Annotated in this window: 12 protein-coding genes, 1 tRNA gene and 2 pseudogenes; 8 read left to right on the forward strand and 7 right to left on the reverse strand. The window is 61.0% G+C overall.

Going from position 1 to position 12,665, the window contains the following annotated elements; genetic code table 11:
• Nucleotides 1-96: 96 nt before the first annotated feature.
• Nucleotides 97-765 (reverse strand): annotated as a pseudogene (locus tag AB0B96_RS29930) (transposase family protein); the annotation flags it as partial.
• Between the two features lie 124 nt (nt 766-889).
• Between AB0B96_RS29930 and AB0B96_RS29935 the strand changes: the two are divergent.
• Together AB0B96_RS29935 and AB0B96_RS29940 are read left to right on the forward strand one after the other, a co-directional pair.
• Entirely contained in the window at nt 890-1,300 is a 411-nt protein-coding gene (locus tag AB0B96_RS29935; protein WP_362903967.1) for an HAD family hydrolase, read from the forward strand.
• Between the two features lie 86 nt (nt 1,301-1,386).
• The gene (locus AB0B96_RS29940) at nt 1,387-1,707 is read left to right on the forward strand and encodes a hypothetical protein (protein WP_362903969.1); all 321 of its coding nucleotides are present in this window, start codon (nt 1,387-1,389) and stop codon (nt 1,705-1,707) included.
• Nucleotides 1,708-1,875: 168 nt separating this feature from the next.
• Here the strand turns inward: AB0B96_RS29940 and AB0B96_RS29945 are convergent, their stop codons facing one another.
• Entirely contained in the window at nt 1,876-2,601 is a 726-nt protein-coding gene (locus AB0B96_RS29945) for a hypothetical protein (RefSeq protein ID WP_362903971.1), read from the reverse strand.
• Between the two features lie 346 nt (nt 2,602-2,947).
• Here AB0B96_RS29945 and AB0B96_RS29950 point away from each other — a divergent pair.
• A tRNA-OTHER gene (locus AB0B96_RS29950) sits at nt 2,948-3,008 on the forward strand.
• A gap of 72 nt (nt 3,009-3,080) precedes the next feature.
• Here the strand turns inward: AB0B96_RS29950 and AB0B96_RS29955 are convergent.
• Complete coding sequence (locus AB0B96_RS29955) at nt 3,081-3,719, reverse strand: hypothetical protein (protein WP_362903973.1); 639 nt, start codon at nt 3,717-3,719, stop codon at nt 3,081-3,083.
• 307 nt (nt 3,720-4,026) lie between these two features.
• Complete coding sequence (locus tag AB0B96_RS29960) at nt 4,027-5,781, reverse strand: NACHT domain-containing protein (RefSeq protein WP_362903975.1); 1,755 nt, start codon at nt 5,779-5,781, stop codon at nt 4,027-4,029.
• Between the two features lie 288 nt (nt 5,782-6,069).
• Here AB0B96_RS29960 and AB0B96_RS29965 point away from each other — a divergent pair, with 288 nt between their 5' ends.
• The 3 genes and pseudogenes from AB0B96_RS29965 to AB0B96_RS29975 all read left to right on the forward strand — a co-directional run.
• A complete protein-coding gene (locus AB0B96_RS29965) occupies nt 6,070-6,558 on the forward strand; it encodes a winged helix-turn-helix domain-containing protein (protein ID WP_362903977.1) in 489 nt (162 codons plus the stop codon).
• On the forward strand, nt 6,483-7,082 hold the full coding sequence (locus AB0B96_RS29970; protein WP_362903979.1) for a transposase: 600 nt from the start codon (nt 6,483-6,485) through the stop codon (nt 7,080-7,082). Before AB0B96_RS29965 ends, AB0B96_RS29970 begins: the two co-directional genes overlap by 76 nt.
• A gap of 218 nt (nt 7,083-7,300) precedes the next feature.
• Nucleotides 7,301-7,708 (forward strand): annotated as a pseudogene (locus tag AB0B96_RS29975) (glycosyltransferase family 2 protein); the annotation flags it as partial.
• A 75-nt stretch (nt 7,709-7,783) separates the two neighbouring features.
• On the opposite strand, the gene AB0B96_RS29980 reads toward AB0B96_RS29975, so the two are convergent.
• Nucleotides 7,784-7,990 carry a hypothetical protein gene (locus tag AB0B96_RS29980; protein WP_362904177.1) on the reverse strand — a complete coding sequence of 69 codons (207 nt, stop codon included), beginning with the start codon at nt 7,988-7,990 and terminating at the stop codon, nt 7,784-7,786.
• Between the two features lie 502 nt (nt 7,991-8,492).
• On the opposite strand from AB0B96_RS29980, the gene AB0B96_RS29985 reads away from it, so the two are divergent.
• Both AB0B96_RS29985 and AB0B96_RS29990 read left to right on the forward strand, forming a co-directional pair.
• Nucleotides 8,493-8,822 carry a type I restriction enzyme endonuclease domain-containing protein gene (locus AB0B96_RS29985; RefSeq protein ID WP_362904175.1) on the forward strand — a complete coding sequence of 110 codons (330 nt, stop codon included), beginning with the start codon at nt 8,493-8,495 and terminating at the stop codon, nt 8,820-8,822.
• A complete protein-coding gene (locus AB0B96_RS29990) occupies nt 8,815-10,776 on the forward strand; it encodes a hypothetical protein (RefSeq protein ID WP_362903981.1) in 1,962 nt (653 codons plus the stop codon). Before AB0B96_RS29985 ends, AB0B96_RS29990 begins: the two co-directional genes overlap by 8 nt.
• A 68-nt stretch (nt 10,777-10,844) precedes the next feature.
• On the opposite strand, the gene AB0B96_RS29995 is transcribed toward AB0B96_RS29990, so the two are convergent.
• Nucleotides 10,845-11,504 (reverse strand): hypothetical protein, encoded by a 660-nt coding sequence (locus tag AB0B96_RS29995; RefSeq protein ID WP_362903983.1) that lies wholly within the window; start codon nt 11,502-11,504, stop codon nt 10,845-10,847.
• 354 nt (nt 11,505-11,858) lie between these two features.
• Complete coding sequence (locus tag AB0B96_RS30000; protein WP_362903985.1) at nt 11,859-12,605, reverse strand: DUF429 domain-containing protein; 747 nt, start codon at nt 12,603-12,605, stop codon at nt 11,859-11,861.
• Between the last annotated feature and the right edge of the window lie 60 nt (nt 12,606-12,665).

A 12,665-nucleotide genomic window follows, 5' to 3' on the forward strand; every position in this document is an offset into this window, starting at 1 on the left:
CTCGGAGTGATGTGGTAGTTGCTCGAGACCTACCATCAGGTAGGCCGCGAGGCGGGGACCGCCACATCAAGTTCTACGAGCTACGGGACAACCTCGCTTCAGCTGCGCGTTCGCGCGTTCGCCGGGTCCGCGGAGCTTGGCGTGGGCACGGTTTGCCTGCTTCTGGGACTCGGGCTTGTTCTTGCCCTTGTACGGGGTGAGAACCGGGCCCTCGGCTCCCTGATATGCCTTTTCGGCCAGGGTGATGATCCCGGCCTGCTCCAGCGCGCGCAGGATGCCCCAGATGCGGGCGGCGCTCAGATCGTGGGCTTTGCCGGGCAACGCTCCAGAGGTCCACAGGATCGTCCCGTCCGGCGAGGCGATGACCTGGACGTTCATCCCATGCACGCGGTGCTTGCCGGAGAAGTAGGGCTTGTCGGCCTTGATTCGGTCGGTATGGATCAGTGTGCCGTCCAGGACCAGGTGGTGCAGCCCGACCCGCTTGGCTTTGCGCAGCGCCTGGCCGAGCTTGGGCGAGCGTGCCGACAGCAGCGCGACCGTCTCCTCCACATACCGCCCCGCGGTCGCTGTCGATACCCCGAAACCGGCCCCGAGCTCGGTGAACGTCTCGCCCTTGCGTAGGTGGACCAGCACCAGCAACGCCTGCTGCCCCGGGTTGAGCAGCCGCCATGCCGACCCGATCGCCTTGCGATGCCGGCGGATCAACCCGGCGACGTAGTTCAGCGTTGAACGCGACAAATCGGCAGCAGCACGATAGAAAAGCATCCGAAGCCCCTGGTTGAGACGGATCTGGTTGTGGTGATCAATCCATCTACCAGGGGTTTCTTACGTCGTCAGGCGAACGCCAGGCCCGCGATCATGCTGTGACCAGCAACCCGCCGCCAAGGGGATGAAAAAGCTTCACTGTCGACCTGAAGTGATGGGTGGTCTGTCTCGACTCCGTGTGTCGGGCTGGAAGGTGGCGATTGTCACCAACGGAACCGCGGACAACCAGCTCGGCAAGATCCAGCGGACGGGACTGGCTGAGGCCGTCGACGCCTACGCGCTTTCTGGACTCGAAGGCACCCGTAAGCCCGATGTGGGCCTGTTCGAGATTGCCGCAAAGCGGTGCGGCATGGCTCTGGCCGACGGGGGATGGATGGTAGGCGATCACCTGATCGCCGACATCGGCGGGGGGCGGGCCGCCGACCTTCGTACGGTCTGGGTCGACCGGGGGACGTGGCCGGGCCAGGAGCACGAGGCGGACTATGTGGTTACGGACGTGCTCCAGGCGATGGAGATCTTGTGGAAGAGCAGATGACCGAGCGGTTCAAACCCGCTCACTGATGCGCTACAAGCGCCTGACGAAGGCTCGCCACCGGGCTGTGGTCTCTTCACGATACGGGTATGGGGAAGTCTCAGAAGCGGCACCAGCCCGCCAAGTCCGATCCCGCGAAGCCGAGCGCCAAGGAACTTGAGGTCCGCCGAAAGCAAGGGGAAATCGACGCCCAGCGAGCCGCGGCCACGAAAGAGGGGAAGACGCTGAAGGTCACCCAGGAGGAGCGAGCACTCCGGGCGCAGCAAGGCAAGTTCATGCGCACCAGAGCCAACACCGCCGGCACCCCCGAGTACCAGAACCGCCAGCACCAGCGCGAGGCCGCCAAGACCGATGAAGCGATCTGGGAGAGCGCCCACGACCCCGAGACCTACGACTCCGACGATTGGTGATCTTGCTAACACCAGCGCTAACAACAGGTCTGGACGGACCTGGACGGTCGTGGATCGAGGGACCCCGTAGAACCCTCTCGAACAGGCCCGGAAGACGACCGTGGACGGTCCTGGACGGTCGTGTTCTAACTCGTAATGAAGGGGTCTTCACCGTTCTCCGGTCCCCCTCTATAGCGGGTGAGGCGGTTCAGGGTCGGTCGATGGTGTTCGGTCTCGGAAAGTGGTCGCGATAACGAGCGCCGCTGCGGCCAGCAGGTGCCACCGGATCATCATGGTCGCGTCGGTGAGGTGTTCGCCGTCCGCGACGATGAGAACCGCCACGAACCCCTCGAAGGTGGCGAGGGCGAGGAGCGCACCGATCCCCAGGGCGATACGGCGCCGTGTCTGACTCGCGATGCCGCCGCCGGCCGCCGCGGTCAAGGCGATGATCACGATCAGCACGCCGTCCACGTCGGCCTTGCAGGCCCAGGCCCCGGGTTGTTTCCATAGCAGTTCCACAGGGGGTGTGTAGGCGAACCAGCCGAAGGAGGTGAACTCACCACGTGGGAGAGCGAGGCGGCCGACCGTCCACGCGGCCGCCACCGTGGCCGCCGCCCAGAGCATGATTCCCTTCCGTGCCGGAGGCAGGGGCGAACGTGCGGCCAGGAGCAACGCGACGATGGCGGCGGCGTAGCAGACGATCGACGGCCAGGGCTCATCGACAGGAAAGGGCTGGCCGGTAAGGGGATGGGTGCCGGACGGAAGGGAGACGGCGAACAACCGGAACGCGATGACGGCACAGATCGCTGCGATTCCCAGCCTTGTGGTCCGTGGCGAGGCGCGTAGCAAGAGACCGGCCAGGACCACCGGCAGCAGGAGTTCGGCCCACGAGAGCAGTTGCCACCCTGGGCTCATCGTCATGAGGAAGGGGACGACAGATTCGGTTCCCCAACAGATCCCGACGTTCAACTCGGCCGCGCTGATTCTGGAGGTTTTCAGGATGACCGGTCCGGAAGCGGCCAGGATTGCCCCGACGCGGAGTGCTCCCGCAGGGAGGTGTGTCTCCGCATGCGGTGCCTGCGCCATGGTGGCCTCTCCGTTTTTCGCCGCTCGACGGTAGATCGACTCGGGTGACAGTAGCGGGCGAAGGTCATGATCCTGCATGAGTGGTGACAGCAGCCCTGACAGCAACGTCCCCGCACATGGACTCACTTTGGCTACCGTCCGCCGCCCTCTAACCACGGTCTTCGCTACCCGACCAGGGTGATTGGTCCGCCTGGCTGAAAAGCGGAAGGTCGGCGGTTCGACCCCGCCCCTGACCACCTCATCTGAATAGGACAATCGCTCTAAGCCGATCATGGACCGGTGCTTTTTAATCTTCAGTGACAGCAACGTCACTCGCGATCCATCTCGGACTCATACTCCGATCGGGTGTCGAGCATGTCGCAGATCCCGGTTTCTGCTGCGTCTAAGAAAGATGCCACCTCTTCCATGGCTTCATGGAAGAGCCGTATATGAATTCGATTCACATTGTTGAGCGTCTTTGCTCCTTGCCTGTTCACTGGATAGCGGAAGTGCTGAGATGTTGGGTCAAGGTCATGCAGCTGTAGCAGTACGCACTGTACGTTTTCCAGTTCGTCTGCCTCACCCACATGGTTAGCCTCTTGAAGGAGGCCGCGTGCCACGCGCCAGAGCTCATCGATGCGATGCGTCCCGTGCATTTCTGCAGGCTTGCCCACGTATGCCTGTAGATAGAGGGTCAGGGACTTGAGCTGGATCTCTGCGTAGTGGCGCCAGACTGTCAGAAAGGGAAATACCAAGGCGTCCTGGCCATGACCCGTCGCGCTTACTCGATCAAAGATCAGCTTGGCTGTTTGACGGAAGCCTTCGACATACCCGTTCCACTGGCCCTGCTGCCAATCTATGGAGGCAACAAACCACCAATCATCATCTTCTGCGCGGAGATCGGCCCCAGCGGAAGGCCAAGCCAAGGGTTTCGTCTCAAGTGGATCACCGTCCCAAGATTCATCCATGCGGAAGATTGTGCGCTACAACCAAGATCACCTCGACAAGTTTCCACTGATCGAGATGATCTCGACTGACACATGATGATCATCCAGGATGATCGCCAAGTTTGCCGAGGGCGTTGCGCTTATCGTCGAGGGAGACTTGGGCGTAGATGGTCATGGTCACTTCGCTATGGCTGACGATGTTGCGGACGACCTGGGCGGCACGCCGAGGTCGAGTAGCAGGGGTAGCTGGTAAATCGAATAGCCGAGCGTGCCGCGGTCAGCCCGGGATGATAGGTCTAACTAAGCGTGCCGCGCGATCCTCTGTCGCCTACGCTGCCGGGAGGCGGGCTAGGTACTCCTGCAGTTCGCGATGGCGGAACTGATAGGCGCTGCCCGCGATGCGGATTAGGCCCATCTTGTAGCACCTATCCAGGAATATACCGAGGCGCCACGGCAACCACTCAGTATTCCACCGTCGAGTGCAGAGCAGAAGAGCCACATATCGCCAGCCAGCGAGCCCGCGAAGAAAGCCGAGGGTGAGTCCCGCGAAGAGTCCGACAGCCAATGTGGTCGTGAGGTCTTCGTGCTTGCCCGTCGGTAGGATGATCAACAGCAACATCAACCCTATCGCGAGTCCGGAGGCGAGCCCGGCCACGATGCTCGAACCAGCTACTTTATGTGGTCTGGTAGGTGAGTAGTCTCGGGCCATAAGCCCGGCTATGAGCCCGACAGAGAGTCCGCCCCCGAGGCCGCTTCCAAGCGTGAGCGTCAACCAGTTTAAAGCATCACCAGTGGCTTTATACAGGACCGCAGAAGCGAGACCCCCTATTAAACCGAGTGCAATTCCTAGCGTGACTCTCAATCGGCCGGTGGGCGTGAGCAACGACGGTAGCCTTATCTTGTATGTGGACGGCCAGAAAAAGGTCCATGTAATGCAGAACTGAATGAGCATAAAGCAGATTGATACCGAAATTTTTGTAATTTCGGGACGTGGCGAGCTCGTTGAGTATACGTAGATTCCGAGGGCGAATGATGGAAGGGCCGAGAAAATTGCGGTGAGGGCGCGTGGCAGACGCACCCCAGCCAGAGGCCATAGCTCGTGAAGGGCTAGGTCGTAAGCAGAAAGAGGCCGGCCACCCACCATACGGATGGGGCGGCTTTCAGTAGGCGTATTGGCGTTGAGGTAGCGGGCCAGACTGCTCAGCCAGCGGTGGACGTGGTGTGCTGAGTAAGGGCTGCGGTTGACCGTAGTGACAGCCGGAATGAGCAGCGACAGGAGATGGTCACGAATCTTATGCTGGGTGTCCAAAGTCGCCATGGTGAGCTCGCCAGGATCCCGCAGGTAGGCACCGGTCTCCGGGTCACGCTGATCGTAGACCATAGCTGCAAGCGTGAGCCGCCAGGGGGTGGACAGCGCAGCTGCTAATGGACGGTTACCTCCTCGCCGCATTGCGGTCAGTACCGATTGCCAACGAGAATCGTCGCTAACACGCTCGCTCAGAAACGCGCGGGCCTTGGGCAGTCCGACTGGCCGCAATTCCACATGCGCGGCCTCACGCACCCATTCGTGAGATTTCTCCAGAGCCTGATACTGGCGGCTGCGGCAAGTGAGCACCATACTCGCCTTAGCGGCGCCATCAAGATAAGCGTTGCACGCTCGAACGGTTTGGGCACCGCGGGAGGCATAGCTAGGGTCCTTGGCGGTGTCCATCTCGTCCAGCCCGTCTATCACCGGCAGCACCATCCGAGCGGCGACTAGCGCACGGGCAGAGCTCTTAGGCACTTGATAGGTCTGAATTAAGTGACCGATAAGCCACTCGCGCACGGCTGTCTCGGGCGGGCGACTGGTGTCCAAAGCGGCCGCCGATAATCGCACCGGGACCGGGGCGTTGTCCGCCCGGCCCTTCAGCAGGGCGAGAATGAGTTCGATAACTAGCACGGTCTTGCCTGATCCAGGGTCTCCAGTGATCACCAATCGGCTAGGTGTAAAACCGCAGAAATAGTCGACGATCCTGCCCAAACTGCCCTTGGTCGCGGCACCAGTGATGTTGCGGGTCAGAGAGGATCTCAGCACGAAATCCACGTCAATCGATCGATTATGTCCGCCAAGGAGTTGACGGCGAGCCTCGGATTCGACCTCGTTGACAGCGATCGCCAGTCGTGCGGCTGCAGCGGTAACGTCTGTGTCTGTGTGATACTGCGCCCGTAGCGCAAAGGCGAGTGCTGCAACGCTACTGAGGTTGAAGTCCGGGAGTTAGATCATCGGCGGTGATCTATGGCCTTTGGATGACCTCGTGTTCGGTATGCCGGAGTTATGAGGTATCCGGAAGGCGGTGGATTGACCGCCAAAGACAGAGCGCGACGTGAGGCCGTGCGGCTGCGCGCGGCCGAGATGTTCGCTCAGGGAACGTCGCAGGCTGAGGTGGCCCGGCGCTTGCGGGTCTCGCCGATGTCGGCCAGCCGCTGGTATCGCGCCTGGCAGGCCGGGGGAACCGCGGCTCTGGCCTCCAAAGGGCCGGCCGGGTGGCCGTGCCGGCTGACCGAGGAACAGCGGGAGCGACTGGAGGCCGAACTGAAGGCCGGGCCGGCCGCCCACGGCTGGATCGAAGATCAGCGCTGGACACTGGCCCGGGTCGCCGAGGTGATCGTCCGGCTGTTTCATATCCGCTACAGCCTGCGCGGGGTGTCGCTGTTGCTGCATCGGATGGGCTGGTCGCCGCAGATGAGCGTGCACCGGGCCGCTGAGCGCGACGAGGTGGTGATCACCTGGTGGAAGACCGAGCAGTGGCAGCGGATAAAAGGACGGCGGCGGCTCAGGACGCGTGGATCTGCTTCCAAGACGAAGCCGGTCAGATCCTGAGACCGCCTCGGGCGCGTACCTGGTCGCGGCGAGGGCATACGCCCGTCGTGACCGTGTCCGGCAAGGGCTCGGGCCGGGTGTCGATCGCGGGCCTTCTCTGCTGCAAGCCCGGTGCTCGGAGCCGGTTGATCTACCGGGTCCGGCTGCACCGAGGCCGCAAAGGCGAACGTCGCAGCTTCGCCGAACGTGACTACGCCGATCTACTGGATGCCGCCCACCAGCAGCTCGGCGCGCCGATCGTGCTGGTGTGGGACAACTTGAACACTCACATCAGCGCCGCGATGCAGTCGTACATCGCTGTCCGCGATTGGCTGACGGTCTATCGGCTGCCTGCTTACGCCCCTGAGCTCAATCCGGCCGAGGGGATCTGGGCCAACCTGCGTAACGGGCTGGGCAATCTGGCGGTCGTCGGCCTGGACGCCCTCAACACGATCATCAAGACCCGGCTGAAACGCATGCAATACCGGCCCGACCTCATCACCGGCTTCTTCAACGAGACCGGTCTGCCCTTCGAACTGGCCTAACCCTGGAGATTTAACCTCAGTAACTGCGAAACTACCCAAAGCAATCACTGCGCTGACGGGGTCAAACTGCCCAACAGACGTGTCCGACCATGTTCGCCACGCCACCACGCCCGCCCCCACCAACAGGGCTAGCACAGCAGCGATGTACCAATGCCTTCGCCCCATACCTTCAACGCTAGACATCCAACCTTGGGCACCACCCACAATCGGCCTCACTGATGCTGGATCGCAACTGTCACACTGCGCGCCTCGCGGTGGCTGGCAATACCCAGCGGGCGGCCCGCTCCCGGATGGGCGTGGTTACCCCCTGCTCGGGCGCGCTCACCCTGTACCGGACCGACCTGGTCCTGGACAACCTCGACGACTACCTCAGCAGCGGCACGGTCGGCGACGACCGGCGCCTGACCCACTACGCCCTGCAGCGGGGCCAGACGGTCGCGGTCGACGACGCGTGGGTTTACACCGACATGCCCGAGACGATCCGCACCACCTACAGGCAGCGGACCCGCTGGTACCGGTCGTACTGGATCTACGCCCTGTGGGAAGTGTCGAACCTGCGAGCGCTGCCGACCGTCTGGCGGATCTACGCCATGGTCATGAGCGCGCTCAACCCGGTCACCCTGGTCTGGATGCTCGTCATCGGACCGCTGACGGGCAGCCCGTTCCCGTGGGAGGGTGCGCTGTACTGGGATGGGCCTGACCTACATTATCGGCAGCCGGTACGCCTTTCGGCGGCCGCAGGTGCGCACTTGGGCGAGGGTGGCGACGTGGCTGCTGGGCACGCCGTTCTTGCTGCTGCAGTACGGGGTGATCCGCCCGGCGATGTGGCACGCGGCGATCACGGCCCGCAAGACCGGCTGGGTCACGCGCGGGCCCCAGGTCGACGAGTCGGCCCTGTCGATGGTCACTTGAACACGGTACCCAGGTCGCCACCGGCGGCTGCGACCCGATCCTCGCCTGGGCCTGTCCGGTGGATGGCAGCCCAACTTGCTCGTGGGGGTAGGTGCCCCACTGCTTGCTGGCCGTTGCTCTACTCCCACTTCGCCCCGTCCTGCAGGAAACGAAACCGGGACCTATTCCTCTGAATCACGACCAGGTGCCCGTCCCGTGATCTAACCCAGCTTTCGCTGCTCTCCAGGCAGCGACATTGTCCCTCAGCAACAGCCACTCGGTAACCGCGCAATTCGGCCTCTGGGGATAATCATGCAACCTACTTCTCGCAAGTCAGCACCCACAGTTTCGGAATACCCCTTGACCCGCTATCTTGTAGATCTCGAAGCGCAAGTCGACCCCGTCGACATGCCGCCGAGCGGCACCCCATCGAAGCTATGGGCCACTCAATCGTGATTATGAGCCGTGGCACGGGCACGATCGTCGGCCGCTACATCGGTGAGCACGCCGAGCTCTTCGATGCCCTATCGATGGCCAACGACTCCTTCGTCGCTAGCCTGTCTCTACCGCGACGACGTCCGTGCCAAGCTGCGAACCATGACTAAGCGACTGCTGGCCAAACACGGTTACCCACCGGACGCCCAGCCGACCGCTATCCAACTCTTCCTCCGCCATATGGAGACCTTTGAAGGAAGGCTGATCCTCCATTGGCTTGTAACCATTTGGGGACGCGACTCGCCCGTGCTTCCCACCGTTCAGCGTCGACTTCCCTCAGCGCTTTCCTTCCGGCCCCGGAGCGACGGTGAACACCGGAAAGCATGGCATCCACCTGGGAGCTTCAATGCCTGAAGACAAGAGACGTGTGCAGACCGGGGTGATCGGCCGCGCCGATTCGCTCATTCCTGCGTTCATGCCGTTGGATAAAGCGGACGCCGTACGCTACCGGAAAGAGCACGCGAGGGATACCTTCTGGTGTGGCGTCCACCTTGGCGGATGCGGAAAGCAACTCACAGGGAAGATATATGGCGACCGTGTATGCCACTTCGCGCACCACCCGCCTGTCGTGTGCACGCGGGCCGACCTCGGCGAGGGCGGAGCAGACCATCTGTTCATCAACAGAGATCTAACCAAATGGTTGCAACAGCAGACTCGCTTCAGTTGGACGCCAAAGTTCCACGGCTCCCCAAAGGGTCGCGGCTACACTTCCTTGGAGATCAAACCGAAAGGCAGCAGCGCCAACCCAACAATCTTCGTCCAACTCAGAGACGACGAACCAGGACGACCGGATAGATCTGAAAAAAATGCTCGACTACGAGTTCAAGCATTCTCAATGGGAAGCAAATATCTGTTCCGCAATTTCCTGCGGCGCGAAGGATTTGCACTCCGCATAAAATGCGTTAGCGATGGCCATCGGCGAATTGTCAAGATCGGGCGCCAAACCTCTGTCCGTGAGAATGAAATCCAGTGGTTCGACCTCCGTGAATGCCGCCTCTTGGATGGTGCAATCCTACTTCCCGGATTCGATGAAGGGCGCAACGGAAACAATTCTGCCCAAACGACCTCAACCTGGATCCCGCATGCCGCCTCCCGCCAAACTGTGCGGCGTAAACTTGCGAAACTCCTACTCCAGGTAGACCAGGCTCGGAAAGATGGAGACATAAAGACCGTTGAGACTATTATTGACCAAATGGCTTGGATCAAATCCTTACGACCGGAATTCGAACCCTTCGAAAGCAGGAGGATAGAGGAACACAAGACTTGGATCGATGCTGCCACCTGCTCTGCGCCGGCTGCGAAGAAGGTCGAAAGAGGGATTAGCGACCAGATCCGCTTAATGATAAGGGACATCCTCGATCAGGCCCGCGAAGAAATCGATGCGTCCCACCTCGCAGAAGCGAGGAAACTCCTGGCCCGGGCAAGAAAACTTCTTCCTCCCGCAAAAAATCCTGGTTTCGCGACCGAACGGGAGCAAATCAACTCCTGTGAACGTCTGCTCGGAAATGCATTAAGTTCATCGGAAGGCGAACACTTAAACGCTCCTGCCGAGCGATCGAGAGCGCCACAGCAAGTGGAAGATATCGCACAAGAGAAGCCAATACCCCCTGAAGTTCGAGATCCAGCGCAGGTCCAAGCACGATTGCTCATGGAAAAAGTCCTCACAGACTTGAACACGGCACGACAGCGAAATGATACGGACACTTGGATGCGCCTCTTTGATGAAGCGAGCACAGTGGTGGATCGTCTTGCTGAAGTGGATAAGACGTGGGCGGACCAAAGGCTAAGAAAAGAAGAGCAGCGTTTTCGGGATTTCGTCAAGGAATCTGAAGTGGCGAGCGAACTGGATGGGGTTCTGATTGAAGCGGTCGCGGCACTCAAGTCATCCGACCTTGCCCGCGCCCGCGAGCTACATGGAAGGGCATTTGAACTCTTTCAAGGAATATCGATCCGAGATACCAGGATTTTTATTAACCGACTGAATAGTTTGCAAAAAGTACTCAACGAACTCCGAAGATCCCCAGGTCAACCATCTGGTGTCAAACCAATGGTTCTGCCTACTGGTAGTACGGCCAAGCTCAATCAACCGATAGGGTACGCGATTCGCGAGAAAAAGAGACGGGCGAGTCAATATGTAGCGATGATAGAGTCTGAGATGACATTGAAAAGGGTTGGCCTTGTAAGTAAGCTATGCAAGGGGCTCGAAACCCTTCTCGCGAATGCTCCTGCTACGCATTTCCGCGAGGAAGTTCGCCAGCTTACTGAGTTCAAAGCATGGGTTCGCCAGAATTGGCCACATCGCAGATGAGTGCGGTCACTCGTCTGGTCGACAGGGGTAAGGCGCAGGAGCCTGCCGTGGGTTCCGGATTCTGTTGATCAGACGAAACCCTTGGCGACGAGCCGTGCACCGTGTTCGTCGATAATGTGCCGCCGACCCGATCCCCCAACGATGCGAATCCAACTTCCCACGGTCAGTTCGGCTCGCTCTAGTCGATAGCTGAAACCGCCATACATGCCGGGGACGGCAAACCAGCAGGCTGGGTTCCGCTGCTCGGTGAGTGTTTCCAGCTCGGGGAGGCGTAACTGGTGATCGGTGATCAGATCACCGACACGCTCGTGAATCAGCGTGTGAAAGTGGCGTTGGATCGACCCCATGGTATCGATCGGCAGTTGGTGGCGGATAACCGGCGTAAGCGGTACCAGGAGATGATGGTGTCCCATGCGGGCAGCGATGTCGACCGCCTGCTCTCCTTGAGTCGTGCGCAGCATGCGCCAGGCGCCGCTTGCAACCAGCTGGTGAGCAATGTCGGCGTCAGCACCGTGCCAGGCGACCTGGTGAAGCGGGGCGTATCCGCTACCGCCGCCGACTCTGCCGCCGTTGATCCAATCAGGGTGTTCTCCGAGCAGGTCGAAGACCGTAGACCAGTCACCGTCACGCGCCGCGTCGGCCAGCTTGTCGCGTCCCTCGATCACCCAGTCGCTGTAGCTCGACCGCAGAGTGACGCCGTCCCACGTCGATACCTCGTCTTGCCTCATGCGGTACCTATCTGCTCGGCCACCGGAGATACACCAAGGAGTTTGCCAGGACAGGTACACCATCCGTTTCAGCGGGCGCCGAGTTCTGAAGGATGTCATCGTGCTCGATCCGGCCCGGATCGCCTGGCACGGTCGTGGGCACCTCATCTTCCATCTGCCCGAGCATTGTTGCCGCCCCAGTCAGGTACGGGTCGTATTGAAGAAGAGCCGACCAGACTCAGGCCCTAACCTGTAGCTGCCGGCGGTGATGCTCACCCTGCAAGGTTAGTCCGCACCCGAAGGGCCCCAACGGTTACGTACCGTCGGCATGACGAACCTCAGGAGCAGATGCACTCTTTGGCCGCCTGTTGCGTTTCACAGTTGGAGCTTGTGTAGAGGTGTGGTGGGGAGGGCGATCCAGCCTTCGGTGCGCGCGGAGTCGGCATGCTCTTGATCGGGGACGGTCACTAGACCCTGGGACGACGCACGGGCGGTGAGGGCGGCGATAACAGCGTCTGTGGCGTCGTCGGAGACTCGGCAGGTCTGCTCGTATGCGCCGAGGTCAAGCCACGGTGCCGCTGCCTGTAGCTCATCCACCAGACGCCCGAGTCCGCCGAGATTCGAAGAACGTTTGTAGTTGCGGTAGGGCAGTTCCCACCGGTTGAGCGACGCCGCGGGGTAGACCTCCACAACGATGCCGCTGCCACGGCGATCAACCAACTGGCCTTGCCGTGCAAGTTCGGCCAGTAGGCCCGCGCAGCGCATGGCGGTATGGCCGATGCGATCAGCAGAGACGCTCAGGGGCGTGAGGCCGGTCAGGTCATAGACCACTTGGTCGGTGACCCGGAGGGCGAGATTCCTCCGCCAACTATGTCCCGCAATGTCGCTGGGTATATCGACGTGTCCAGCGCGGTGTGCCGTGACGAATTCAACAAATTTATCCGGCCAGCCGAGGGGACAATCGATACCGGCCTTGTCCGCGCCCATGACTGCCTCAATGATCAAGTCATCATCTGCCCGAATCTCAATCTCGCTGACACGGGCACCGTTCGCGGACCAGTCGAGCCACGCTACCGAGGTCCTGACCGCCTCCGCTGCAAGATCAACTCCAACTGTACGCATCTCCTCACAATAGGACAGCTGTTAATCAGCCGCTGGTGGTTGTATTGGGCTCGGGCGGTG

It is taken from the genome of Streptosporangium sp. NPDC049046, assembly GCF_040649155.1.
Lineage (GTDB): Bacteria > Actinomycetota > Actinomycetes > Streptosporangiales > Streptosporangiaceae > Streptosporangium.